The sequence below is a fragment of the Microbacterium sp. P5_B6 genome (assembly GCF_056400345.1).
Genome location: NZ_JBFULL010000004.1, coordinates 26,020 through 51,702, shown reverse-complemented (window position 1 = coordinate 51,702; position 25,683 = coordinate 26,020). Strand labels below are relative to the sequence as shown.

Genomic DNA, 25,683 nt, shown 5'->3' with positions numbered 1-25,683 from the left:
GTTGAGCCTCGCGGCTTGACCCGCGCAAATCCGCCGGGTTGGATGTGACCGTACACATTCCATCGGGAAGATCTGAGTTCATGAGCGACGACACGGCAGGGCGCCGACCGCCGAGCATCCGGGATGTCGCCCGACTGGCGGACGTCTCGCATCAGACGGTGTCGCGCGTGCTGAACAGTCACCCGAGCATCCGGCCCGAGACGCGCGATCGCGTGCTCGAGGCCATGCGAACGCTCAACTATCACCCGAACCGAGCCGCCCGGGCCCTCGTGACCAGCAGGTCGCAGACGCTGGGGATCCTCGCGGCGGGCAGCACCATGTACGGGCCGGCCTCGAGCATCGCCGCCATCGAGGCGGCGGCTCGCGCCCGCGGCTACTGGGTGAACACCGCGAACATCGACGCGGCCGATCCGCAGTCCATCACGAACGGCCTCGCCCATCTCATGGCCCAGTCGATCGAGGGCCTCGTGGTCATCGCGCCGCAGGTGCGTGTGGTGCGGGCGCTCGCCGCCCAGCGCCTGGACATCCCGTACGTGACCCTGCAGTCCACGGACGTCGACCCCGATCACACCCTGTCGGTGGATCAGATCGCCGGAGCTCGGATCGCCACAAAACACCTGGTCAGCCTGGGACACCGGTACATCTACCACCTTGCAGGACCGCAGGACTGGATCGAGGCCGAGGCTCGTATGCGCGGATTCCTCGAGGAGATGGGCGCGAACGACATGCCCATCACGCCGCCCATCCTGGGGGACTGGACGGCGAACTTCGGGTACTACGCCGGACGGGAGCTTCTCGGTGTGCGGGACTTCACCGCGATCTTCGCGGCGAACGACCAGATGGCACTCGGGCTCATCCACGCCGTGCGCGACGAAGGGCTCGACGTTCCCCGCGACATCAGCATCGTGGGGTTCGACGACATTCCCGAGGCGGCGCACTTCTGGCCGCCGCTGACGACCGTCCGGCAGGATTTCGCCGATCTCGGTCGCCGTGCCGTCGACCTGCTGCTCGGTGCCGAGACCGAAGCGGAGCGTTCGCAGGCGGCGACGACGATCTCCCCTCAACTGGTGGTTCGGGCATCAGCCGGACCTGCGCAGCTGCTCTGATCGCGTTCGTTATCAAGCCGATACCTCTTCTGATTGACAGACCTGGGCACGGGCTGGCTATAGTCGCTCTTGCCATGTGAACGGTCACATGGAGTTGTCAGATCGACTCACCGACGAGGAAGTACGTTTCGTGGCCCGGACCGAAGATGCCCTGCAGCGCGAGCAGTACGTGCGCGGCGTCAAGACCGAGGTCGCGATCGCCCGCACCAGGGCCGAGGTCGCCGCGCTGAGCGCCGAGCTCGTCCAGGGCGGCTTCGCCGGCTGGGGCGGCGGCAATGTCTCCTCACGGGTCGCAGGCGCAGACCTCTTCGTCATCAAGCCGCCGGCGGGCGAGCACGATGATCTCGCCCCCGAGAACGCGATCGTGTGCGACCGCGAAGGGATCGCCCTCGCGGGCACTCCGGGCAGCGAGCGCCTTCCGGCCGTCGATGTCGCCGTGCACGGGCGCATCTACCGCGACTTCGCGGAGGTCGGCGGGATCGTGCGCAGTCAGTCTCCTCACGCTCTTGTCCATGCTGCGGCGGGCTCCGGCATCCCGTGTCTGCTCGTCGCGATGGCCGAGAGGTTCGGAGGCGGCATTCCTGCGGTGACACCGCCGCTGGACGACGCCGAGGCGGTGGCGGCAGCGGTCGCAGGAGCCCTCGCCACGGGCCCCGCGCCTGCGGTTCTCGTCGCCGGCGACGGAGCGTACGTCACCGGAGCGACCGCCCGCGAGGCGGTCGAGTCTGCCCGCCTGCTCGAGCAGATGGCCTGCGTTGCGGCGCTGACTCCTGGGGCAGACGCGGCACCCCTTGCCCCATCCACGGTGGAAGCGCTGCACGACGCCTTCCGCGAGCGGATCATCCAGTCCACCGACGGCCGCCGGTAGCCCGAGCGGGCGCGGTCACCTACATCGACACAGACGACGATGTACAACGAAAGGAAAACCAAGTGAAGGCGAACAAGATCCTCCTCGCGGCCGTTGCCGCAGGAGCACTMATGCTCACCGCATGCTCGGGTGGCGGTTCCACCTCGGGCGAGGGAGACGGCGACGGCGGCGGTGGCCTCATCGGCGTCGCGATGCCCACGAAGAGCTCGGAGCGCTGGATCCAGGACGGCGACGCCGTCAAGGCTCAGCTCGAGGACGCGGGCTTCTCGGTCGACCTGCAGTACGCAGAGGACGACATCCCCACGCAGGTCTCGCAGATCGAGAACATGATCACCAAGGGCGCCGAGGCGCTGATCATCGCCTCGATCGACGGCACCACGCTGTCCGAGGTCCTCCAGACCGCCGCAGATGCCGACATCCCCGTCATCGCGTACGACCGCCTTATCCGCGAGAGCGAGAACGTCGACTACTACGCGACGTTCGACAACTTCCTCGTGGGCCAGCAGCAGGCGTGGACGGTCCTCAACGGCCTGGGTCTCACCGACCTCGAGGGCAACCCGACCGATGGAGCTCCCGCGGGTCCGTTCAACATCGAGCTTTTCGCAGGCTCGCTCGATGACAACAACGCGTTCTTCTTCTTCAACGGCGCCATGGATGTCCTCCAGCCGCTGATCGACGACGGAACGCTCGTCGTGAAGTCGGGCCAGACCGACATCGAGCAGGCCGCCACGCTGCGCTGGGACGGCGAGACCGCTCAGAGCCGGATGGAGGACCTCCTGACGGCGAACTACTCCGACGGCACGCAGGTCGACGCGGTGCTCTCGCCCTACGACGGCATCTCGCGCGGCATCATCTCGGCCCTCACCGACGCCGGCTACTCGGTCGGCGACGAGTGGCCGATCATCTCGGGTCAGGACGCAGAGGTCAACTCGGTCCAGGCGATCCTGTCGGGCGAGCAGTACGCGACGATCTTCAAGGACACGCGTGAACTGGCGAAGGTCGCGGCCAACATGGCCATCGCGCTCCTCAACGGAGACGACGTCGAGGTCAACGACACCGAGACGTACGACAACGGTGTGAAGGTCGTGCCGTCGTACCTCCTCGGCCCGGTGCCCGTGGTCAAGGACAACGTCGAGTCGGCTCTGGTCGACACCGGCTACTGGACCAAGGAGGAACTCGGCCTGTAAGAGGTCGAGTCCCTTGGTCATCGAGACGGTGGCGGGGCAACCCGTCACCGTCTCGATCACCCGCTACGCTCCCCCTGTCAATACCCCACGAGGAAGTCGGCGAACATGAGCGAGATCATTCTCGAGATGCGCGACAKCACCAAGACCTTCCCCGGCGTCAAGGCGCTCTCGAACGTGAATCTCGCGGTCGAGCGCGGCGAGATCCACGCCATCTGCGGCGAGAACGGCGCCGGCAAATCCACCCTCATGAAGGTGCTGTCGGGGGTCTACCCGCACGGCACGTATGACGGTGACATCGTCTTCGCGGGCGATGAAGTGCAATTCAAGAGCCTCAGCGAAAGCGAGGCGAAGGGCATCGTCATCATCCACCAGGAGCTGGCGCTCAGCCCCTACCTGTCGATCGCCGAGAACATCTTCCTCAACAATGAGCGCAAGGGCGCCGGCGGCCTCATCGACTGGAACAAGACCAACTACGAGGCGGGTGCGCTGCTCAAGCGCGTCGGGCTCAAAGAGAATCCCACGACCACGATCAATCAGATCGGCGTCGGCAAGCAGCAGCTGGTCGAGATCGCCAAGGCGCTCTCGAAGGAAGTCAAGCTCCTCATCCTCGACGAACCGACGGCGGCTCTCAACGACGAGGACTCCGACCACCTGCTCGACCTGATCCTGAGCCTCCGAGAGGAGGGGATCACGTCGATCATCATCAGCCACAAGCTGAACGAGATCAAGAAGGTCGCAGACACCGTCACCGTCATCCGCGACGGGAAGACGATCGAGACGATCGCCAAGGCCGACGTCACCGAAGACCGCATCATCCGCGACATGGTGGGGCGCGACCTGGAGMACCGCTACCCGGACCACGAGCCGCAGATCGGCGAGGAACTGCTGCGCGTGGAGGACTGGAYGGCGCACCACCCGCAGGACGGCTCGCGCGTCATGGTCGACAACGTCTCGATCAATGTGCGCGCCGGCGAGATCGTGGGCATCGCCGGGCTCATGGGCGCAGGCCGCACCGAGTTCGCGATGAGCCTCTTCGGCCACTCCTACGGCAGCCGGATCTCGGGCCGCGTCTTCATGCGCGGCAAGGAGATCAAGACGCGCACGGTCTCGGAGGCGATCGAGAACGGACTCGCCTRCGCGACCGAGGACCGCAAGACCTACGGGCTGAATCTGATCGAGGACATCAAACGCAACATCTCGATGGCCTCCCTCGGCAAGCTCACCAACGGCGTGCTCGTCAACGACAACGAAGAGTTCAAGATCGCCGATGAGTTCCGGCAGAGCATGAACATCAAGGCGCCGAGCGTCCTCGCCAAGACCGGAAAGCTCTCGGGCGGCAACCAGCAGAAGGTCGTCCTCTCGAAGTGGATCTACTCCGATCCCGATGTCCTGATCCTCGATGAGCCGACGCGAGGAATCGACGTCGGCGCGAAATACGAGATCTACACGATCATCAACAAGCTCGCGGCATCCGGAAAGGGCATCATCGTGATCTCCTCCGAACTGCCCGAGCTGCTCGGCATCTCGGACCGCGTCTACGCGCTCTCCGAGGGGCGTATCACGGGCGAGCTGCCGATCGCTCAGGCGACTCCCGAATCCGTTCTCAAGCTCATGACCATGGAGAAGCCGCGCTGAGCGGCTCCGCAGGAGACACAGAAATGTCAGACAACTTGTCCACCGCCGTCGGCGCGAACGTCAACCCGCCCGAGAACAAATTCACGAATTGGCTCAGCCACGTTCTTGCCGACCTCGGCAAGAACGGCATCTTCATCGCGCTGATCGCCGTCGTGGCACTGTTCACGATCCTGACCGATGGCATCCTGCTGCGACCGCAGAACATCTCGAACCTGATTGTGCAGAACGGGTACATCCTCGTGCTCGCGATCGGCATGGTGATGGTCATCATCGCTGGCCACATCGACCTGTCCGTCGGGTCGGTCGCCGCGTTCGTCGGGGCATGCTCCGGCGTCTTCGCCGTCACCTGGGGCCTGCCGTGGTGGCTGTCAGTGATCCTGTCGCTGGTGATCGGTGCCCTGGTCGGCGCGTGGCAGGGCTTCTGGGTCGCCTTTGTCGGCATTCCCGCCTTCATCGTGACCCTCGCAGGCATGCTGATCTTCCGCGGCCTTGCGCTCGTCGTGCTGGGGAACGCGAACATCGGCAACTTCCCGACCGAGTACCGCGGTCTCGGCAACGGCTTCGTCTCGGGCGTCTTCGGTGAAACCGATCCCGACCTGTTCACTCTGGTCATCGGCGCGGTCGCCATCGTCGCTCTGGTGGTGCAGCAGCTGCGCACGCGCCGCGGTCGTCAGAAGTACGGCCAGGAGGTGGAGCCCTTCACGTGGTTCGTCATCAAGCTCATCCTCATCTCGGTCGTCATCGGCTGGTTCGCGTGGGCGCTCGCTTCATACAAGGGCATCCCGGTGACGCTGATCATCCTCGCCGCGCTCGTGCTGATCTACGGCATCGTGATGAACCGGACGGTGTTCGGCCGTCACATCTATGCGATCGGCGGCAACCGTCACGCCGCCGAGCTGTCGGGCGTCAAGACGCGTCGCGTGGACTTCTGGCTGTTCGTGAACATGGGCACCCTCGCGGCGCTCGCCGGCCTCATCTTCACCGCGCGCCTGAACCTCGCCGGACCGAAGGCGGGTGACGGCTTCGAGCTCGAGGCGATCTCCGCGGCCTTCATCGGCGGCGCGGCCGTCCAGGGCGGCGTCGGCACGATCGGCGGCGCGATCATCGGTGGTCTGATCATCGGCGTCTTGAACAACGGCATGTCGATCATGGGCATCGGAATCGAGTGGCAGCAGGCCGTCAAGGGCCTCGTGCTGCTGCTCGCCGTCGCGTTCGACGTCTTCAACAAGCGCCGCGCCGGCAACTGACCGACGGGGACCCGAATGGGGCTCCGCCCCAAACCCCCGGCTCGCTGACGCACGCCAACCAACGGGGCCGAGAGCTCCCCTTCCGACCGCCTTCGGGCGACGGGACGGGATGCTGTCGGCCCCGACGTCTTTCACGTGCTCCCGCGGCAACCCGGCGAGCGAACCGACCGGAACGGCATCCGCCTCACCCGCTCGTTCGGCTAGCGTCGGAGTCATGCCCGCACGCCCGGCCGACAAGGACGACGAGGTCGACCTGCTCATCGACGCGTGGTCACGCCTGCTCCCCGACATCGACCTGACGCCGCTCGATGTGATGTCGCGGCTGCGGCGCGCGGCCGTGCAGCTGGCGAAGCTCCGGGCGCGTGCCTTCGCGCACGCGGGGCTCGCCGCGTGGGAGTTCGATGTGCTCGCCGCGCTTCGCCGTGCGGGCACCGAGCTGACGGCCACGCAGCTCGTCACGGTCGCCATGATCGGCAGCGCCGCCATGACGACCCGACTCGACAAGCTCACCGACCGTGGGCTGGTCGTGCGGCGCCCCAATCCGGACGACGGTCGAGGCATCCTGGTCGCGATCACGACGGACGGCGAGAATCGGGTGGATGCCGCGATGACAGAGCTGGTGCGAGCGGAGGCAGCGGCGCTCGCCGGCGTGAGCGGGCCCGATCAGGCCAAACTCGCCAGCATGCTGCGGCTGCTGGTCGAGGACTAGCTCGAGCGCTGATCCGGCAGGAGCTCGGTCCGCCCGCGTACGCAACGGCGGGGATCATGGGCGACGCGCCGAGGGGTAGGCGGCGTGTCGTCCTGAATCCCCGCCATTAGGCACGTCTCGTCCGCACCGGCAGGAGCGGCTGGGGGCAGGGGCACCAGGGCGCGAGGCCCCCCTTTCTGGACTCGGTGCGCCAAGCCCTAGAATTGGCGTGTCCGGTGCCTATCTCCCGGGCCCGCACCCATGAACTCTTCGCTTGATCACGCGCGTCCCGCCGCGACCATCGCCATCGTCGGCGCAGGGCGCCTCGGACGCGTCCTCGCACGGGCCCTCCGTGCCGCGGGCCTCCGCGTGCACGGGCCGACCGCACGTGGCGAGCACATCGCACCTGCCGAGATCGTGCTCCTCTGCGTGCCCGACGACGCCATCGCCGGTGTCGCCGCCGCCCTCCGCGGCCACGGCGGTCTCATCGGCCACACGTCCGGGGCGACGCCCCTCACCCAGGTCGACTTCGGCCTGCACCCGCTCCAGACCTTCGTCGGCGACGAGGGACCCGACGCCTTCCGCGGCATCGGCTGCGCCGTGGCAGGCCGCACGCAGGAGGCGACGGATGCTGCGCTGAACCTCGCGACGGCGCTCGGCGCGCATCCCTTCGTGATCGCCGATGAGCAGCGCGCCGCCTATCACGCGGCCGCCTCCCTCGCTTCGAACTATCTCGTGACCCTCGAAGCCGCCGCCGAGCGCATCGCGGGCGCCGCCGGGCTCTCCCCCGAAGACGCCCGCGAACTGCTCGCACCGCTCGTCCGCCGGACGGTGGACAACTGGGCGGCGCTCGGTCCTGAAGCGGCCCTCACCGGACCCGTCGCGCGGGGCGACAGCGAGACCGTCGCACGCCAGCGGACCGCCATCGGGGATGCCGCGCCCTACTTGCTGCCGCTCTTCGACGCCCTGACCGCCGAGACTCGCGCGCTCGCCCATCGATCGCCGGGCGCCCACACCTCCCCCGCAGCTCTCACCGCCGCGGGAGCCCTCGCCTCACCGGAAGCCGTCGTCTCGTGAGGGTCATCCGGACGGTGGCCGAGGTCCGCACCGCCGTCGCGGATGCACGGTCGCGCGGTCACGTCGTGGGCCTGGTTCCCACGATGGGGGCGTTCCACGACGGACACCTGTCGCTCATCCGCCGGGCTCGCGCCGAGAGCGACCTCGTGGTCGTCTCGCTGTTCGTCAACCCGACGCAGTTCGGCGCGAACGAAGACCTCTCGGCCTACCCCCGGGACGAGGCGCGGGATGCCGACCTCGCGCACGCGGCTGGGGCCGACATCCTCTTCGCCCCCGGGGTGACCGAGGTCTACCCCGACGGGTTCGCCACGACGATCCATGTCTCGGGAGTCACCGAGGTGCTCTGCGGCGCAGTGCGCGGTGCGCAGCACTTCGACGGCGTCGCGACGGTCGTCGCCAAGCTCTTCGCGATGGTCGCACCCGACGCCGCCTACTTCGGACAGAAGGACGCGCAGCAGATCGTGGTCGTCCGTAGCCTGGTGCGCGATCTCGACATCCCGGTGCGGATCGTCGCGTGCCCCATCGTCCGCGAGGCGGACGGGCTCGCGATGAGTTCCCGGAACGTCTACCTCGACGCGGCCGCGCGCACCCAGGCGACCGCGCTGAATCGTGCGCTGACCGCCGCCGAGGCTCTCGTGCGGGCAGGGACGACGGATGCCGCCACCCTGCTCGCGGCAGCCGAGGCCGAGCTGACGGCATCCGGAATCGTCCCGGAGTATCTCGAGCTGCGCGCACCGGACGACCTCCACTCCCTGGCCGCCGTCGATGGCGCTGCCCTGCTCGCCGTCGCCGCCCGGGTGGGCGGCGCACGACTGATCGACAACCGGATACTGGAGGCCTGATGCGCCGGACGATGCTCAAGTCGAAGATCCACCGGGCGACAGTCACGGGGAGCGACCTCAACTACGTCGGCTCGATCACGATCGACCCGGATCTGCTCGAGGCGGCCGACATCCTCGAGCACGAGCAGGTGCACGTCGTGGACGTCGACAACGGCGCCCGCTTCGAGACCTACACGATCGCGGGCGTGCGCGGCGCGGGTGAGATCCAGGTCAACGGGGCCGCCGCGCGACTCGTGCACCGCGGCGACACCATCATCGTCATCTCCTACGCCGACTACGACCGCGCGGAGCTTGCGGACTACGAGCCCGTCGTCGTGCACGTCGATCGCGGCAACGCGATCGTCTCGATCGACGACGCCGTGGCCGAGCTGCACGGGATGCACGGAGTGCTCGCGTGAGCGCCCGGCCCCCTGCATCCGATCCCCACGGGGCTCCGCCCCCCACCCCCGGCTTGGCGACGCGCGCGCCCGAGGCGACCGCTCGCTCGAAGGTGACCTTCGCCGAGCTCGCCGCCAAGAAGGCCGCGGGCCAGCCGATCGTCATGGTGACGGCCTACGACCACCCGACTGCACAGGTCGTCGACGCGGCCGGTGTGGACGTCGTCCTCGTCGGCGACTCGGCGGCGATGACCGTGCTCGGCTACGAGAGCACCGTGCCCGTCACGATCGACGAGATGCTGATGCTCACCTCGGCCGTCCGGCGTGGGCTCTCGAGCGCGCTCCTGGTGGCCGACCTGCCGTTCGGGTCGTACGAGGCCTCCGACGAGCAGGCCGTCGCCACCGCGCAGCGCTTCGTGAAAACGACCGGCTGCGACGCCGTCAAGATCGAGCGCGGCGGCACGTCGGTCGACCGCGCACGGGCGATCGTCGCGGCGGGCATCGCCGTCGTGGGACACGTCGGCCTCACGCCGCAGACCGCGGCCACGCTGGGCGGCTACCGGTCGCAGGGCCGCACCGCCGACGAGGCCCTCGCCGTCTGCCGCAGCGCCCTCGCCCTGCAGGAGGCGGGATGCTTCGCCGTCGTCTTCGAGGCGATCCCGAGCGACGTCACCGAAGCCGTGATGCCGCTCATGCGGGTGCCCGTCATCGGCATCGGCGCGGGACCGGCGACGGACGGGCAGGTGCTCGTCTTCCACGACCTCCTCGGTATCTACGGCGGGCGCCCGGCGCGCTTCGTCAAGCAGTACGCCCACTTGCGCTCGGCGATGATCGACGGCGTGAGCGCGTACGCGGGCGACGTCCGCGAGGGCCGCTACCCCGCGCCGGAGCACGGCTACTCGATGGCTGCCGACGAGTCGGCGCGCCTGCGGGCCCTGCTCGCCGACCTCTGAGAGCTCAGAGCATCGCCTTCATCGCAGGTACGCGTCGACGAACAGCGGCCCCCGGATGTCTCGGAACGCGTCGATGAGCCGTTCGATCCCCTTGCGGCCCATGGTCGACATCTGCACGTCGTAGGGTCCGAGCTTCTCGAGCTTGCCGGTGCGGATCCGCACGACCTCCCAGTGCGCGGCCCGCAGCACCCGGTCTTTGCGCCGATCCGTCTCTTCACGACCGCCGACGTGTTCGAGGCCGAACCGCCCGGGGCTGTCGTACTCGATCGCGATCCGCAGCTCGGGAAGGAGGATGTCGGGCCACACCTCCACGTGGTCGAAGAACGGGCGACCGACCTTCACGGCGTTGAAGCCCGGGGTCACCTCCAGGCGCGCGAAGACGTCCGCCCGCAGCTGCGCCTCGACCGCGGACGCGGGCTTCGGCGCGCACGCGCTCACGAAGGCCTCGCCGACCGGCAGAGGGGGTGTCTTCGCGCACATTGCGGCAGCGGGCCTCGCGGGCTTCGGCCGCTTCGCCTTCGCCGGTCCTGCACCGCGCACCCTGCCCGGCACGGCGAGCGTTGAGCACTCCGGGCACCACGCCGAGCGCCGTCGCTCACGTCCTGGCCGCCCTCGCTGCTCGCCCGGTGTCGCCGCGAAGGTGTGCCCGGCCTCACACTGCCAGAGCAGCAGGACGTCGGCTGCCGGCGGCACCTGCGTCAGGGTGATCCCGGCGTTGAGCTCGGGGTGGTACTGCCGGATGAGCGCTGGATACGCCGCCCACGCCTCACGGTAGGTGCCGATCGGGTAGGGCACGTCGGCTCCGCGCGAGAACTGCCGTCGCGCCCACCACGCCTCGACCCGTTCCGCCATGAGGGCACAGTATCCCCGACCTCCGACAGAGCGATCAGACGCGGAGGCCCCTAGATGGCGGCGACAACGAAGCAGCACAGGCGCAGAGCAGGTGCCCGATCGGCTGCCGCGCGTTCATGACCAAGCGAGGGCGAATGCCGAGGCGAGGATGCTTTGCGCTCACTTCCCCCTCGCCTGGGCATTGCCCCTCGCCTGGGCATTGCGCCTCGCCTGGGCATTGCGCCTCGCCTGGGCATTGCGCCTCGCCTGGGCAGTGCGCCTCGCCTGGGCAGTGCGCCTCGCCTGAGCCGAGGGGTTCAGGCGAGCAGGGGTCAAGCGCACACGATCAGGCGAAGAGGCCGGCCCCCACGTAGGAGCCCTGCTTCGCCCCGGGCGGGACCGCCCAGAGCCCCGACCCGACGTGGCGGACGTACTCGCTCATGACGTCGGTCGACAGATTCCGCTGCACCCGGACGAACTGGTCGGGGTCGCGCTGGAACGACAGGAAGAACAGTCCGGCATCCAGTCGGCCCAGGTCGTTGTTGCCGTCCACGAAGTTGTACCCGCGGCGCAGCATCCGGGTCCCTCCGTTCGATTGGGGATGCGCGAGGCGCACGTGACTCGTGGTCGGGATGGCGGGGGTGCCGTCCGCCGCCGTCGCCGCGAGATCCGGCTCGGTGAACTCCTCGCCGCCCGAGAGCGGCGCGCCGCTCCCCTTCTCGCGCCCGATGATCCCGTTCTGCTCCGAGAGCCGAACCCTGTCCCAGGTCTCGATGAGCATCGCGATCTTGCGGGCCACCAGGTACGAGCCGCCCGCCATCCATGCCGGCTGATCGGATGCTGCGACCCACACGTGATCGGCGAGCGCCTCGCGGTCGTCGGCGAGGATGTTCGCCGTGCCGTCCTTGAACCCGAAGAGGTTGCGCGGGGTGGCCTGGGTCGATGTCGTTCGGGAGGTCCGCCCGAAGCCGAGCTGCGACCAGCGCAGACGCGCCCGGCCGAAGGCGATCCGGCTCAGGTTGCGCACGGCGTGGACGGCCACCTGAGGATCGTCGGCGCACGCCTGGATGCACAGGTCGCCCCCCGAGGAATCCGGTGCGAGGTCGTCGCCCACGAAGGCGGGGAGGCGCTCGAGTGAAGCCGGCCGTCGTGCGGCGATGCCGTAGCGGTCGACACCGTCCGACTCGAACAGCGTCGGACCGAACCCGATCGTGATCGTCAGGTTCGCGGCCGGCAGCCCCTGGGCCTCACCCGTGTCGTCCGGCGGCGCCTCCGGTGAGCCTCCGACCGAGCCGGTCGCGCTCACCTCGAGCCCCTGCGTCATGCGGGAGGCCGCGTACGACCAGTCCTGGAGCAGCGAGACGAGGTCGTCGCGGTTCGTCCGCGCCATCATGTCGAACGAGGCGAAGTGCAGGTGGTCCTGCACGGGCGTCGTGATGCCGGCCTGGTGGGCGCCGAAGAACTCGTGCGCTGATGCCGCAGCATCCGCGTCCTGTGCCCGGCCTACCGCGACGGCCGTCGCCGTCCCCGCACCGACGGCGAGGCCTGCGGCACCCGCGCCGAGGGCGAGCCCGAACAGGCCTCGCCGGGACACGCCGCGCGGCGCGTCGCCGACCGCCGACGCAGCGCTCGCCCCGTCGCCGGCGGCTGCCGCCCCGTGTGGCACGTCGTTCATGTCACGCGAGGACGGTCGCGGTGAGCTGCGAGAGCGGCTCGGCGAGCGCGTTGATGAGGTCGGTGAGGGCGCGCTTGTCGTCGGTGGTGAGTTCGTCGTAGTTCTGGAACCCTTCGGCGAGCGAGCCGTGGGCGGCGAGCGCGGCTTCGAGGTCGGCATACCCTGCCTCGATCTCGGTCGCGAGCGCAGCGCCTTCGTCACCGGTGGAGGTGGCGAAGTCCTTCACGAGCGAGAAGGCCATCTCGGATCCCTCCACGTTGGCGGCGAAGTCCCAGAGATCCGTTCCCGACCACCAGTCCTCTTCGCCGGTGATCTTGCCGGTCGCGACCTCGTCGAGGAGCGCGATGGCGCCGTTCGAGATCCCCGACACGCCGCTCTTGTCCAGCGCCGCCTCGAAATCGGCCGAGTGGACGTAGTCGTACAGCTCCTGCACGTCGGCGATCAGCTGGTCTCCGAAGGCGGCCCGCTCCTCTATGGTCGAAGGCGCCCAGTCCTGCCACGCCGGCGTCTCGCCGTCGGCGTTCAGCGCGTCCTGCGCCGGTACCCAGAGGTCCTTCTCGATGCGGTGGAATCCGGTCCAGTCCAGTCCGTCCGCGACGGCGTCGACCTCCCGGAAGTCGATGCGCGGGTCGAGGTCGCCGAGCGACTCGGCGACCGGCTCGATCCGCTCGTAGAAGGCGCGCGTCTGGGGGAACTGCTCGCGCGCTGCGGCGTCGTCGCCCGACTCGTACGCGCTGACGAGGGTCTCGGTGGCCGGCACCAGCTGGCCGACCTGGTCCTTCACGAACGCGGCGTACAGGTCGACCGCCTGCTGCTTCTGCTCGGCATCCGGTCCGTCCAGGGCCACCGAATCACCCGTCACCGTGAACGCGGCCCTGCCGACGCCGTCACCGACCATGCCGGGCTTGCACACGGTGTAGTAATCGCCGGGCTGAAGGGTGACGGTGAGGCTGCGCGATGCTCCCGGAGCGATGTTCTCGACCTCTCCGGCGATGCGGAGGCCGTCCTCGGCGAGCAGGTAGAACTCGCTCACGTCGTCCGTGTCGTTCGTGACATCGAAGGCCACCGTGCCGCTTTCGACCGTCGAGGACGACACGGTGCAGGCGTCGGCGGTGGACGAGACGCTTAGCGTGCCGCTCGTGGCGGCATCGGCTTTCGCGACGCAGCCCGAGAGGGCGATCGCGCCGATGGCGGTGATGGCCAGAGCGCCGACGAGGCGGTGCGAGGTCATGGTGCTCCTTGCTGTGGAGTGGACGAGAGGACGGGTGCAGGCTGGGCGGCCGCGCCGGAGGGCGCGGCTCCGGCGGAGGGAGCAGGCGTGCGGCGGAACTGCACTCGCGCCCACAGCGTTCCCACCACGGCGATGTACCCCACCCACGCGACGACCTGCAGCCACGACATGCGCGGCATGAAGCCGACGGTGGCCTGCAGCACCGTGGCGAGCGCCGAGCCGGGAGGGATCGCGCCCGTGACATCGAAGGCCCAGCCGAACGGGAATGCCGCCCAGCCCACCGCGACCGCGCCGGTGTGGGGGTCGATGGGGGCCATCGCGGTGAAGGGGCCGGGCAGCGCCCCGGCCTCCTGCAGATCGAGGATCCCGTAGGCGAGGACGCCCGCGGCGACGACGATCAGGAAGGCGCCTGTCCACGTGAAGAACGTGCGGAGGTTGAGGCGCAGCATCCCGCGCGACAGGAGTGCTCCGAGCACCACCGCCGCGCCGAGTCCGAGGAGAGCCCCGAGCAGCGCAGCGGGCGCATCTCCGAACGACTGGACCATCGACCACAGCAGCAGGGTGGTCTCGACCCCTTCGCGCGCCACCGAGACGAACCCGATGACGACGATCGCCCACAGCCCCCCGGTCGCGAGCGCGCGGTCGAGATCGCCTTCGAGGCTGCGCTTCAGCGTCCGCGCCGTGCGCTGCATCCAGAAGATCATCCACGTGACCATCGCGACGGTCAGCACCGACAGAAGCCCGCCGAGCAGCTCCTGCGCCTCGAAGGTCATCTCGTAGGCGCCGAACGTGAGCACCGCGCCGATGGCGACGGCGAGGCCCACCGCGAGCGCGACACCGGCCCAGAGCCGCGGAAGCACGTCGCGGCGCTCCAGCCGCGTCAGGTACGCGATGAGGATTCCGACGACCAGAGCCGCTTCGAGCCCTTCACGGAGGCCGATGAGGAAGGTGGCGAGCACAGCGTTTGTCCTGACGGAAAGGGAGGGGTATGGACGTATGGGGCGTCCTGAAGGCGCTCTTGTGAGGCAAGCCTTACCTGACCAATATAGGCAGACCCTCAACCGACGGCAAATGCGGGTCGCGCCATATGACGCCCCTTTAGCCCGTGGCGGGCGCTTCGAGAAGCTGCTCGAGAAGCACGAGGGCCGCGTTCTGCGGCGTCTCCGGGTCGAGCAGCCACTGCGTCTGCAGACCGTCGGATGCTGCGACGACGAGCGCCGCGATCGCCTCKGGGTCGAGGTCGGCACGGATCCGCCCCGCACCCTGACTGCGGCGAACCCTGTCGGCGAGATCCTCGCGGACCCGGGCGAAGCGCTCGCTCGCGAATTCGCGGGCCACGGGATGCCTCTCCTCGAGTGCGGCGGCGACGAGAGACGAATAGAGCTGGACGAGCCCCGCGACCTCGCGGTTGGACTCCGTCCACAGGCGCATCACCTGGATCGGCGTGGCATCCGGATCGGTGGGCCGGCGCAGGCCGTTCTGCCGCTCCGACTCCTGGTACACCGCGACGAGCAGTTCATCCAGTGAGCCGAAGTAGTGCGAGAGGGCCGCGTGCGTGACGCCGACCTCCTGGGCGATCGCGCGCAGGCTCGTCCGATCCGCCCCCCGCGCCGCGAAGACCTCGATCGCCCGATCGAGGATCTCCTGCCGTCGAGCCACGCCCTTGGCGTACGAGCCGCGCACGCGCGGCGGATTCCCTGTCTCGTCGGGCACCGCCGAAGAGGGTGGCACAGGAGGAACGGAGGGCACACCACGAGTGTAGCGATGAAAACCTCCATGCGGAGGTATTTCGTGCTAGCGTGAGATTTCGCGCCTCGCGCGCACCTGTCACCGAAGACTTGAAGGAGCACACGGCCATGCCGGTTCAGACGTCCGTCCAGCTGTTCACCGTCCGCGAGGCCCTCGAGGCAGACCTCGATGCGACCCTCGCCGAGCTTGCGGCACGCGGCTTCACCGCCGTCGAGCCCTATGACTTCGTGCGACGCGCCGAGCCGCTCGCCGCCGCCCTCCGCGCGAACGGGCTCACCGCTCCGACCGGGCACGCCTTCCTCGCCTCGGAGTCCTTCGTGAACCCCGATGGCAGCGGCACCACCGTGCCCGTCCCCGCTCCCGAGGTCGTGTTCGACGCGGCCGAGGTCCTCGGGATGACCACCGTCATCGAGCCGTACACCGCTCCCGACCGGTGGACGAGCGTCGAGCAGATCGAAGAGACCGCGCGTCTGCTCAACCGCGCGGCCGAGATCGGGGCCGCGCGCGGCATCCGCGTCGGCTACCACAACCACGCGCACGAGCTCGAGGCGACGTTCGACGGCGTCACCGGACTCGAGCTCCTCGCAGGACTCCTCGACCCGCGGGTGGTGCTCGAGGTCGACCTCTACTGGGTCGCGCGCGCCGGTGTCGACTCCCCCGCCCTCCTTCGCACCCTCGGCGACCGGGTGGTGGCGGTGCACGTCAAGGACGGGACGCTCGACCCCGAAGCGATCGCGGCCTATCCGCCCGCCGACCAGGTCCCGGCCGGGCAGGGCACGGTGCCGCTCGCCGAGGCGCTGGCCGCGGCATCCGCCCTCGAATACGCGATCGTCGAGTTCGACCACTTCAACGGCGACCTCTTCGGCGCCCTCGAGACCAGCCGCCGCTTCCTCGACGAGGCGGCCCGCTGATGGCGGCGACCGGTCCCGTCGGCGTCGGCCTCATCGGCGCAGGGAACATCAGCGACCAGTACCTGACCAATCTCACGCAGTTCCCCGATGTGAGGGTGCTCGCCATCGGCGACCTCCGTGAGGACCGCGCGCAGGCCCAGGCTGAGAAGTACGGCGTTCCGCTCGCGGGCGGCATCGACGCGGTGCTCCAGCATCCCGAGATCGACATCGTCGTGAACCTGACGATCCCTGCCGTCCATGTCGAGGTGTCCGAGGCGATCATCGCCGCGGGCAAGCACGTGTGGACCGAGAAGCCCATCGGCGTGGACCGGGCGTCCTCGCTCGGCATGCTCGAGAAGGCGGATGCCGCCGGCCTGCGCGTCGGCGTCGCACCCGACACGGTGCTCGGCCCCGGTATCCAGACGGCCAAGCGCGCCATCGCGCGCGGCGACATCGGCCGCCCGCTGTTCGCGCACACGGCGTTCCAGTGGCAGGGCCCTGAGGTCTTCCACCCGGACCCCGCCTTCCTGTACGCCCGCGGCGGCGGCCCGCTCCTCGACATGGGGCCGTATTACGTCTCGGCGCTCATCCACGTGTTCGGGCCGGTGGCCGCAGTCGCGGCCCTGGGGCTCAAGGGCACCGAATCGCGCCGGGTGCAGGTGGGCCCGCTCGCCGGCCAGGAGTTCCCGGTCGAGGTGCCGTCGACGATCTCGCTGCTCATGCAGTTCGAGCAGGGCGGGCACGCCCAGAGCCTGTACAGCACCGACTCGCCGCTGCTGCGCCACGGCGTCGTCGAGATCACCGGTACGGAGGGGACGCTCGTCGTGCCCGACCCGAACACCTTCGGCGGACCCATCACGATCACGCGGCCGCTGTCCGAGGCATCCCGCGAGCAGGAGACCATCGAGGTGCTCCAGGAGGGCATCCTCACGGGCCGCGGCCTGGGCCTCCTCGACATGGCGCGCTCGATCCGCGCCGGGCGCCCGCACATCGCCACCGGACGCTTCGGCTACCACGTCCTCGACACGCTGCTCGCGGTCGAGGAGGCCGTCGAGAGCCGTCAGTTCACGCCGGTCGAGAGCACGGTCGACGAGGTCGGCTCGCTCCCGGCCGACTTCGACCCGTTCGCGCCGACGCTCTGAGTCTCGCTCGGGCGCAATGATCCGCGCCGAAGACGAAGCGCGGTGGGCCGATGGCCCGCCGCGCTTCGTGCTGCGATCCCGGGTGATGCGTGAGGGCCCCCGGCCGGCTTGGGGATGCGCCTGGGGAAGCGCCCGACCGGGGACCTGCTCGCTTCGTCCCCGCCGATCCTGGTGAACCGGCGAGGCGAGGTCTGTGGGGTAGATATTCTCACACCTGCCCTGCCACACCTAGTGTGACGCGTCATCACGTCGATCTCGTAGGGGTTGACGCGGCCCATCTGGCAAGCTCGAGCGGTGGGATCCTTCTCGATCGGCGACGCCGACTTCCTTCTCGACGGCAGGCCGCACCGCATTCTGGCCGGGGCGATTCACTACTTCCGGGTGCATCCCGACCAGTGGGCGGACCGCATCCGCAAGGCGCGGCTCATGGGCCTCAACACGATCGAGACCTACGTCGCGTGGAACGCCCACGAACCCCGCCTCGGAGAGTGGACCGCCTCCGGTGCGCTGGATCTGGCGCGGTTCCTCGACCTCGTCGCCGCGGAGGGCATGCACGCCATCGTGCGTCCCGGTCCCTACATCTGCGCGGAATGGCACAACGGCGGCCTGCCCGTGTGGCTCACCAGCGCCCCGGGCATCCGTCTCCGCGAATCGGACCCCGTCTACCTCGCGCACCTGCGCCGCCATCTCGAGCACGTCTACGAGATCGTCGGGCCCCGGCAGATCGGTCTCGGGGGGCCGGTGATCCTCGTGCAGATCGAGAACGAGTACGGGGCGTACGGGTCGGATGCCGCGTACCTGCGCGAGCTCGTCCGGATCACGCGGGATGCCGGCATCACCGTGCCGCTCACGACGGTCGATCAGCCGCAGCCCGAGATGCTGGTCGCGGGCAGCCTCCCCGAGCTCCACCGCACCGGCTCGTTCGGATCCGACATCGAGCAGCGACTCGCCACGCTGCGCGCGCACCAGCCGACGGGCCCACTCATGTGCTCGGAGTTCTGGGACGGGTGGTTCGACTGGTGGGGCGGCACCCATCACACGACGAGCGCCGAGACCGCGGCCGGGCACCTCGAGGCGCTGCTGGCGGCCGGGGCATCCGTCAGCATCTACATGTTCCACGGGGGCACGAACTTCGGGCTCACGAACGGCGCCAACCACAAGGGCCGCTACCTGCCGATCGTCACGTCGTACGACTATGACGCGCCCCTCGACGAGGCCGGGGAGCCGACCGAGAAGTACTGGGCCTTCCGCGAGGTCATCGGCCGCTACGCGGGGGTGCCTGAGGAGCAGCCGACCCGATCGCAGGCGGCGCCCGAGCTCACCGTCGAGCTGGTCGCCGTGGACGAAGGGCCCGCGCCGGCGCCTCACGATGCCGCCGCTCACCCCTCTCCTCCCACCTTCGAGGACCTCGGCTTCCTCGGCGCCCTCGTGGAGTACGCGACCGACCTGCCGGACGATGCCTTCCCCGGCGGCCGCCCGCAGGTGCTGTCATTCGGGGAGGTGCGCGACCTCGCCTGGGTCCGCATGGACGGGGTCCTGGTCGGCACGCTTTCGCGCACCCGGCAGGAGAGCCGCATCGTCGTGCCCCCCGGGCGCCGGCTCAGCGTGCTCGTCGAGGAGCAGGGCCGGGTCAACTACGGCTCGCGCCTGGGCGAGGCGAAGGGCATCATCGGCGAGGTCCGCCTCGGTGCCATTCCGCTCGCCGGCTGGCAGGTCACCGGCATCGACCTCGATCGGTGGGCGGATGCTGCGTCCCGCGCCCGCGACGTGCCCCAGGCCGCGCCGCATGCGGGTCCCGTCGCACTGCGCGGGCGCTTCGCGCTCGATCGGCAGTCCGATCTCTTCCTCGACACGGACGAGTGGTCGAAGGGCTACGCCTTCGTGAACGGGTTCTTCCTCGGCCGCTACTGGCGCAACGGCCCCCAGCGCACGCTTTACGTTCCGGGTCCCGTCACCAGGGTCGGGGAGAACACGCTCGTGGTGCTCGAGCTCGAATCCGCGGCCGGGCCTGCCCGATTCACCTCGGCACCGCTCCTGGGCGACACCGAGGAGTGACGTCGACGCCGGAACTCAGGCCCGTGTGGACTCCCGCTCTGCGAGCCGGACGGGTGCGGTGAAGACGCGGTAGTCGTCCGCCGGCCGCGCGCCCTCGATGCGGTCGACGACCATCGAGATGACGGCATCCGCCATGGCCTCGTGGTCGGGAGCCACCGAGGTGAGCGAGGGCGTCAGAAACGATGCGAGCGGCACATCGTCGAAGCCGACCACTTTCACCTCGTCGGGGACGCGCACGCCCCGGTCGGCCAGCGCTCGCAGCGCCCCGACCGCGACGAGGTCGGTGGCGCAGAACAGCCCGTCGACGTCGCCCCACTCGTCCAGCAGCGCGTGGGTCGCTCGATGGCCGCCCTCGTAGGTGAACTCGACCGGGCGCACGAGCCGCTCGTCCACCCGCCATCCGGCTTCGGCGAGCGCCGCGAGATGGCCGCGGCCGCGCAGGGTTCCGACGTCGATGTCGTCGGGTGCGCCGATGCGGCCGCCGAGCATCGCGATGCGGCTGCACCCGCGCTCGATGAGGTGGCGGGTCGCGAGCGCCGCCCCTTCCTCGTTGGCCATCAGCACATGGTCGAGCGGCCGCGTGTACGAGCGCTCGCCCAGCAGGACGATCGGGAAGTCCCCCCGCAGCAGGCCGGCATCGTCGTCATGAAGGCGCACGGCACTGAGGATGAGCCCGTCGTAGCTGCGCAGCCGCGACCGCGCGATCGCGTCGAGCTCGCGATCGCGGCGCGCGGCCGTCTGCTCGACGAGCAGGTCGTAGCCGCGCGCTGCCGCCCGTTCGATCAGCAGCGTCGCCAGCAGTCCGAAGTAGGGCCTGTCGATCTCCGGCACCGCCAGGACGATGACACCCGTTCGCCCCTGCCGCAGACTCCGTGCCGCGGTGTTGACGTGATAGCCGAGCTCGGAGATCGCCTCGAGCACCTTCGCGCGTGTGGCCGGGCGGACGTGCGGCTGCTCGTTGACGACGTTCGAGACGGTCATCACCGAGACGCCGGCGCGGCGCGCGACATCCTGCATCGTCACCATGATCAGGCCCGCGGCATCCGCTCAGCGCATCTCACGACGGGATGCGGGGTGCGTGCTCACTCGGCATGGGCGACCCTCACCGTCGCGACCGAGTGCGGCGGCAGGGTGAAGCGCACACGGCCGCCGTCCACCCGCACCGCGAGGTCCGCGAGCGCCACCTCGTCGGGCCGCTCGAAGGTGTTGTGCGAGGTGGCCGCCGGACCCGTCAGCACCTGCGCGCGCAGCACGTCTGTGGCGTTCCCCGGCAGCTGGAAGTCGGCCTCGAGCTCGTGGCCGAGCCCCCAGTTGGTCGCGCTGATCGTGAGGGCGCCGTCCTTGCGCGAGACCGTGAAGTCACCCTGGGCTCCCAGCGCCCCCGGCGTGGTGCCCGGGGTGGTCGGGGTGGCGACGAACTCGGCATCCTGGTGATCGGTGTACAGATCGAACACGTGATAGGTCGGCGTCTTCACGAGCTGTCCACCGTCGGTGAGCAGCATCGCCTGCAGCACGTTGACCATCTGCGCGATGTTCGTCATGCGCACCCGGTCCCCGTGCCGGTGGAAGATGTTGAGGTTCAGCGCCGCCACCACCGCGTCCCTGATGGTGTTCTGCTGGTAGAGGAAGCCCGGGTTGGTTCCCTGCTCGACGTCGTACCAGGTCCCCCATTCGTCGACGATGAGGCTCACCCGCTTGTTGGGGTCGTACTTGTCCATGATTCCGCTGTGCCGGCGGATGAGCTCCTCCATGCGGCGCGTCTGGCGAAGGGTCTCATACCACTCGTAGTCGTCGAACTCGGTGGCAGCGCCCTTCGCGCTCCATTCGCCCGTGGGGATCGTGTAGTAGTGCAGGCTGAGCCCGTCCATGTGCTCAGCGGCCCGCGCCATGAGCACTTCCGTCCACTCGTAGTCGTCCGAGTTGGCTCCGCACGCGATCTTGGTGACGGGCGACTCGCCGTACTGACGCACGTAGGTCTGGTACTGGCGGTACTGGTTCGCGTAGTGGAGCGGCAGCATGTTGCCACCGCATCCCCAGCTCTCGTTGCCGACCCCGAAGAACTCGACCTTCCAGGGCTGCTCCCGGCCATGGCGCTTGCGCAGTTCCGCCATCGGCGCCGTGCTGTCGAGCGTCATGTACTCGATCCAGTCGTGCATCTCGGCGACGGTGCCGCTGCCGACGTTGCCGTTGATGTACGCCTCGGCGTCGAGCTGGTTCAGCAGCTCGAAGTACTCGTGCGTGCCGAACTCGTTCGGCTCGACCACTCCGCCCCAGTGCGTGTTCACCATCGCCTGGCGGTCGGGTCCGACGCCCTTCAGCCAGTGGTACTCGTCGGCGAAGCATCCGCCCGGCCACCGCACGAGCGGCACCTTGATGTGGCGGAGGGCATCGACGACGTCGCTGCGGATGCCGTTCTTGTTCGGGATGCCGGACTCGGCGCCGACCCACACTCCTTCGTAGATGCTCCGCCCCAGGTGCTCGGCGAACTGGCCGTAGATGCGGCGGTCGATGCGGTGCGTGGCGGCAGCGGAGGGGATGTGGACCATCGGGATCTCTCTGAGGACTGGGTGTGCGCATCTCTCCGTGCGCGCGAGTTTTAACGTTACACACACGTGTGCTCGCAACGGAAGATGCACGCCCTCGATTACTCGTTCAGCGTGCCCGTCGCCTGCTCGCGCAGCGCCGCGTCATCTGATCACGGCGCCGCGCGGCGGCGGTCGTCACATCCGCGCGTAGCGGGCGCGGAACAGGCAGAAGACGCCGTAGATGATGAGACCGGCACCGACGATCCAGAGGATCACGGTGCCCATGGGCAGCGCGGCGAGCGAATGCAGCGCCGCGTCCAGTCCACCGGCCGCGGCGGCGTCGTGGGTGAATGCCGCGACGATGAACAGGATGCCCGTGATGGCCACGGCGATGCCCTTGGCGACGTATCCCACGATGCCGAACGTGACGATTCCACGGCCCGTCTTCCCAGCCGGGATGTTGAGTCGCTTCTCGAAGGCCTTCGTGAAGCCGCGGATGATGAACGCGACGCCGATGGCGGCGACCACGAGGCCGATGAATCCGACCAGGAACACGCCTCCGGGGGTGGCCATCAGCTGCGCGCTGAAAGTCTGCGTCTGAGTCGAAGAGTCGGAGTTGCCGCCGATGGCGTAGGTGAGCGCCGTCCCCGCGATCGCGAAGTAGGCGAGTGCGGTTCCGATGTACTTCGCCCGGTAGCCCCACTTCTTCTTCGTGTCCGGGTTGCGCTCGAGAATCGCCTCGCCGATCTGCCAGATCGCGAGCGCGGCAAGCCCCAGGGCGATGACCCACAGCAGCACCACGCCGGCGGGGGCGCTGCGGATCTGCTCCATCGCGCCGCCCTGGTCTGCCTCGCCGCCGCCTCCCGTGGCGACCGAGATCGCGATGCCGCCGATGACGGCGTGCACGATGCCGAGCACCACGTATCCGATGCGGGCGACGGTTTCCAGGGCGGGGATGTCCTGCACAGCGTTCGCTGCGCTTTTCGGGCTGGTCATCCTCGAACAGTAGCGAGCAGGGAGGCTCTCAAGCGAGGGCTTGCGGAGTGATCCTCCTGCGTGGCAGAGGATTCAGGATGCCGGCGTGGAGGAGGTCGCGGGCGGGGCCGCCGCCTCCTGCTCCTTCGCCTTGAGCGCTCGGCGATCGCGCACGGCCTCCACCGCGCACCAGACCAGACACGCCACCGCGATGCCCTCGAAGAGTCCCGCGAGCACATCGCTCAGCCAATGCGCGTGCAGGTACGTGCGGCTCCACATCATGGCCGCGACCCAGACGGCGCCGATCACCCAGACGTACCAGCGCCGGAAGATGAACGCCAGCGTGATCGCCACTGTGGCCGCGACCGCCGTGTGTCCGGACGGGAACGAGGTCGCCGTGCTCTCGGCGAGGGAGTCCGAGGGGCGCACGCGCGCGACGATGTACGACATTGGCGCGCCGATCGCCACCACGATGACCATCGCGATGGCGACGTGCGCGGCATCCCACGGGCGCTTGCGCCACAGGAATGAGAGGACGATGAGGAGGCCGATGACGATCATGCCGATCGTGCCGCCCACGATGGCCGGGACCCAAGCGATCAGCACGCCTATGTCGCTGAGCGTCGTGAGCATCAGCTCATGCCACCACACGTCCATGGCGAGCGGATCGTGCCCGCCGAGCGCCACGAGGAGCCGGATGACCACGAAGGCCACCGTCGCGATGATGCCGACGGTGAGGATCACCACGCGGCGCGCATCGACCTCCTTGGCGATCTGAGTGGCGGGTTTGACAGCCTGTTCATCGCTCACGATGACTCCGTTCTCCGCGCGGGTACGCGACGGGTGCATCGATCGTCGCAGACCGGAGGCGAGAACGGCATCCCCCCGCCGCGGCGAGCCGGCGCGGTATGATCCGCGCCGGCCACTGCAGCGGCTATCCGGCCGGGGCGATCCACACGGTGGTCTCGGCAGGCACGGCCCCGTCAGGCGCGCCGCTCGACGACACGGCGATCTCCGCGCCGGCCAGCGGGAACGGCTCCTCGCCGAAGTTGGTCACGACCTCCCAGCCGTTCGGCCGACGGAACCTCAGGACGTCGGCGCGGCCCGTGTCGAGCCACTCGAGCGTCTCGGCCGTCTGCCAGCGGTGCCGGAGCTCCAGCGCCCGCCGGTAGAGCGAGAGCGTCGAGTGCGGGTCCTCCGCCTGGACGTCGGCGGCGGACTCTGCGAACCATGCCGGCTGCGGCAGATGCGGAGCGCTCCCGCCGAAGCCGAAGAAGGGGAGGTCTGCGCTCCACGGCAGCGGGACGCGGCATCCGTCCCGTCCGATCTCCTCGCCCCCGGTGCGGAAGAAGGTCGGATCCTGGCGCTCCGAGGCCGGGATCTCGGCGACTTCATGCAGCCCCAGCTCCTCGCCCTGGTAGAGATAGGCGGAGCCGGGCAGTGCGAGCAGGAACAGCGTCGCCGCGCGCGCCTTGCGAAGCCCGCCCTCGCGATCGAGTTCGGGCTCGGTGCCGCCGCTGTGCAGCCACGCGCTCCCCTGCTTCACGGCGCCTCGGCCGCGTTGGGAGGCGCCCAGCTTGGGCAGTCCGTAGCGCGTGGCGTGACGCACGACGTCGTGGTTGGACAGCACCCACGTGCTCGACGAGCCGGATGCTGCGGCGAGCGCGAGGTTGTCGGTGACGATGTCGCGGAACTCTCGCGCGTCGAAGTCCGCCTGCAGCAGATCGAAGTTGAACGCCTGACCCAGGCTGTCGGGGTGGGCATAGAGCGGCACCCGGTGAGGCTCGACCCACGCTTCGGCGACGGCCGTGCGAGGAGGGTCGTACTCGTTGAACACGCGACGCCACTCGCCGTAGATCTCGTGCACATCGTCACGGTCGATGAGGGGGTGCTTGCCGTCGAAGGGCAGCTTCTCCAGCTCCGCCCGAGACGGCAGCGGCTCGGTGAGGTCCTTGGTGAGCATGTGGGCGACGTCGATCCGGAAGCCGTCGACGCCCCGATCAGACCAGAACCGCAGCGTCTTGACGAAGTCCGCGCGCACCTCAGGGTGGTCCCAGTTGAGGTCGGGCTGCTCGATGGCGAAGTTGTGCAGATACCACTGGCCGTCCTCGACGCGCTCCCACGCGGAGCCTCCGAAGACCGAGACCCAGTCGGTGGGAGGCGCCGATCCGTCGGCACCGGTCCCCTCCCGGAAGATGTAGCGCTGGCGAGCAGCCGAGCCGCGTCCCGCCGCGACGGCCTCCTGGAACCACGGGTGCAGGTTCGAGGTGTGGTTGGGAACGATGTCGACCACGACCCGGATGCTGTGGGCATGCAGCGCGTCGACCATCCGGTCGAAGTCGTCGAGCGTCCCCAGCCGAGGGTCGACGTCACGGTAGTCGGCGACGTCGTAGCCGCCGTCGGCCAGCGCCGACGGGTAGAACGGGCTCAGCCACACGGCATCGACGCCGAGGTCCGCCAGGTGGGGAACGCGCGAGACGATGCCGGGGAGGTCGCCCAGGCCGTCGTCGTTCGCATCGGCGAAGCTCCGCGGATACACCTGGTATACGACGGCCTGCCGCCACCAGGGAGCCGCGGCATCGGTGGAGGGTGAGCGGCGCTCGTGAGCGGAGATCGTCACGGGGTTCCTT

The 25,683-nt window shown here is 69.2% G+C and carries 23 protein-coding genes; 13 read left to right on the top strand and 10 right to left on the bottom strand.

The features are described from left to right. Positions 1-80 precede the first annotated feature (80 nt). From AC1DP3_RS06860 to panB, 10 genes are all read left to right on the top strand, one after another. Positions 81-1,106 (top strand): LacI family DNA-binding transcriptional regulator, encoded by a 1,026-nt coding sequence (locus AC1DP3_RS06860; protein ID WP_477292404.1) that lies wholly within the window; start codon positions 81-83, stop codon positions 1,104-1,106. A 130-nt stretch (positions 1,107-1,236) separates the two neighbouring features. Continuing rightward, positions 1,237-1,974 carry a class II aldolase/adducin family protein gene (locus AC1DP3_RS06855; RefSeq protein WP_477292403.1) on the top strand — a complete coding sequence of 246 codons (738 nt, stop codon included), beginning with the start codon at positions 1,237-1,239 and terminating at the stop codon, positions 1,972-1,974. Positions 1,975-2,084: 110 nt separating this feature from the next. Beyond that, positions 2,085-3,161, top strand: a complete 1,077-nt coding sequence (gene chvE / locus AC1DP3_RS06850) for a multiple monosaccharide ABC transporter substrate-binding protein (protein ID WP_477292642.1) — start codon at positions 2,085-2,087, stop codon at positions 3,159-3,161. Between the two features lie 105 nt (positions 3,162-3,266). Next, a complete protein-coding gene (gene mmsA / locus AC1DP3_RS06845) occupies positions 3,267-4,796 on the top strand; it encodes a multiple monosaccharide ABC transporter ATP-binding protein (protein WP_477292402.1) in 1,530 nt (509 codons plus the stop codon). A 23-nt stretch (positions 4,797-4,819) separates the two neighbouring features. Then, entirely contained in the window at positions 4,820-6,043 is a 1,224-nt protein-coding gene (gene mmsB, locus AC1DP3_RS06840; protein WP_477292401.1) for a multiple monosaccharide ABC transporter permease, read from the top strand. 214 nt (positions 6,044-6,257) lie between these two features. Continuing rightward, on the top strand, positions 6,258-6,752 hold the full coding sequence (locus AC1DP3_RS06835; RefSeq protein WP_477292400.1) for a MarR family winged helix-turn-helix transcriptional regulator: 495 nt from the start codon (positions 6,258-6,260) through the stop codon (positions 6,750-6,752). 240 nt (positions 6,753-6,992) lie between these two features. Continuing rightward, positions 6,993-7,808 (top strand): DUF2520 domain-containing protein, encoded by an 816-nt coding sequence (locus tag AC1DP3_RS06830; protein ID WP_477292399.1) that lies wholly within the window; start codon positions 6,993-6,995, stop codon positions 7,806-7,808. Further along, on the top strand, positions 7,805-8,650 hold the full coding sequence (gene panC / locus AC1DP3_RS06825; RefSeq protein ID WP_477292398.1) for a pantoate--beta-alanine ligase: 846 nt from the start codon (positions 7,805-7,807) through the stop codon (positions 8,648-8,650). The genes AC1DP3_RS06830 and panC overlap by 4 nt, the downstream gene beginning before the upstream one ends. Further along, positions 8,650-9,048 carry an aspartate 1-decarboxylase gene (gene panD / locus AC1DP3_RS06820; protein WP_477292397.1) on the top strand — a complete coding sequence of 133 codons (399 nt, stop codon included), beginning with the start codon at positions 8,650-8,652 and terminating at the stop codon, positions 9,046-9,048. The genes panC and panD overlap by 1 nt, the downstream gene beginning before the upstream one ends. A gap of 53 nt (positions 9,049-9,101) precedes the next feature. Next, positions 9,102-9,980 (top strand): 3-methyl-2-oxobutanoate hydroxymethyltransferase, encoded by an 879-nt coding sequence (gene panB / locus AC1DP3_RS06815; protein WP_477292641.1) that lies wholly within the window; start codon positions 9,102-9,104, stop codon positions 9,978-9,980. 18 nt (positions 9,981-9,998) lie between these two features. Here panB and AC1DP3_RS06810 read toward each other — a convergent pair whose 3' ends face one another. The 5 genes from AC1DP3_RS06810 to AC1DP3_RS06790 form a co-directional block, all read right to left on the bottom strand. Continuing rightward, positions 9,999-10,832 (bottom strand): zinc-ribbon domain-containing protein, encoded by an 834-nt coding sequence (locus tag AC1DP3_RS06810; protein ID WP_477292396.1) that lies wholly within the window; start codon positions 10,830-10,832, stop codon positions 9,999-10,001. Between the two features lie 325 nt (positions 10,833-11,157). Beyond that, positions 11,158-12,486: an iron uptake transporter deferrochelatase/peroxidase subunit gene (efeB, locus tag AC1DP3_RS06805; protein ID WP_477292395.1), complete on the bottom strand. Its 1,329-nt coding sequence runs from the start codon at positions 12,484-12,486 to the stop codon at positions 11,158-11,160. Position 12,487: 1 nt separating this feature from the next. Continuing rightward, complete coding sequence (gene efeO, locus AC1DP3_RS06800; protein ID WP_477292394.1) at positions 12,488-13,717, bottom strand: iron uptake system protein EfeO; 1,230 nt, start codon at positions 13,715-13,717, stop codon at positions 12,488-12,490. Continuing rightward, entirely contained in the window at positions 13,714-14,676 is a 963-nt protein-coding gene (gene efeU, locus AC1DP3_RS06795) for an iron uptake transporter permease EfeU (protein WP_477292393.1), read from the bottom strand. Before efeU ends, efeO begins: the two co-directional genes overlap by 4 nt. Before the next feature lie 139 nt (positions 14,677-14,815). Beyond that, positions 14,816-15,466, bottom strand: coding sequence for a TetR/AcrR family transcriptional regulator (locus tag AC1DP3_RS06790; RefSeq protein WP_477292392.1), 651 nt, complete (start codon positions 15,464-15,466; stop codon positions 14,816-14,818). Between the two features lie 107 nt (positions 15,467-15,573). Here AC1DP3_RS06790 and AC1DP3_RS06785 point away from each other — a divergent pair, with 107 nt between their 5' ends. The 3 genes from AC1DP3_RS06785 (at position 15,574) to AC1DP3_RS06775 (ending at position 19,553) form a co-directional block, all read left to right on the top strand. Continuing rightward, positions 15,574-16,377 carry a sugar phosphate isomerase/epimerase family protein gene (locus AC1DP3_RS06785; protein ID WP_477292391.1) on the top strand — a complete coding sequence of 268 codons (804 nt, stop codon included), beginning with the start codon at positions 15,574-15,576 and terminating at the stop codon, positions 16,375-16,377. Then, positions 16,377-17,498, top strand: a complete 1,122-nt coding sequence (locus tag AC1DP3_RS06780; protein ID WP_477292390.1) for a Gfo/Idh/MocA family protein — start codon at positions 16,377-16,379, stop codon at positions 17,496-17,498. Before AC1DP3_RS06785 ends, AC1DP3_RS06780 begins: the two co-directional genes overlap by 1 nt. A 294-nt stretch (positions 17,499-17,792) precedes the next feature. After that, entirely contained in the window at positions 17,793-19,553 is a 1,761-nt protein-coding gene (locus AC1DP3_RS06775; protein ID WP_477292389.1) for a beta-galactosidase, read from the top strand. Between the two features lie 15 nt (positions 19,554-19,568). On the opposite strand, the gene AC1DP3_RS06770 is transcribed toward AC1DP3_RS06775, so the two are convergent. From AC1DP3_RS06770 to AC1DP3_RS06750, 5 genes are all read right to left on the bottom strand, one after another. Beyond that, positions 19,569-20,570: a LacI family DNA-binding transcriptional regulator gene (locus tag AC1DP3_RS06770; RefSeq protein WP_477292388.1), complete on the bottom strand. Its 1,002-nt coding sequence runs from the start codon at positions 20,568-20,570 to the stop codon at positions 19,569-19,571. A gap of 65 nt (positions 20,571-20,635) precedes the next feature. Next, positions 20,636-22,099 carry an alpha-N-arabinofuranosidase gene (locus AC1DP3_RS06765; RefSeq protein WP_477292387.1) on the bottom strand — a complete coding sequence of 488 codons (1,464 nt, stop codon included), beginning with the start codon at positions 22,097-22,099 and terminating at the stop codon, positions 20,636-20,638. Between the two features lie 174 nt (positions 22,100-22,273). Continuing rightward, a complete protein-coding gene (locus AC1DP3_RS06760; RefSeq protein WP_477292386.1) occupies positions 22,274-23,074 on the bottom strand; it encodes a DUF1206 domain-containing protein in 801 nt (266 codons plus the stop codon). A gap of 72 nt (positions 23,075-23,146) precedes the next feature. Continuing rightward, positions 23,147-23,863 carry a phosphatase PAP2 family protein gene (locus tag AC1DP3_RS06755; protein WP_477292385.1) on the bottom strand — a complete coding sequence of 239 codons (717 nt, stop codon included), beginning with the start codon at positions 23,861-23,863 and terminating at the stop codon, positions 23,147-23,149. Between the two features lie 124 nt (positions 23,864-23,987). After that, on the bottom strand, positions 23,988-25,673 hold the full coding sequence (locus AC1DP3_RS06750) for a glycoside hydrolase family 13 protein (protein ID WP_477292384.1): 1,686 nt from the start codon (positions 25,671-25,673) through the stop codon (positions 23,988-23,990). Positions 25,674-25,683: the final 10 nt, after the last annotated feature.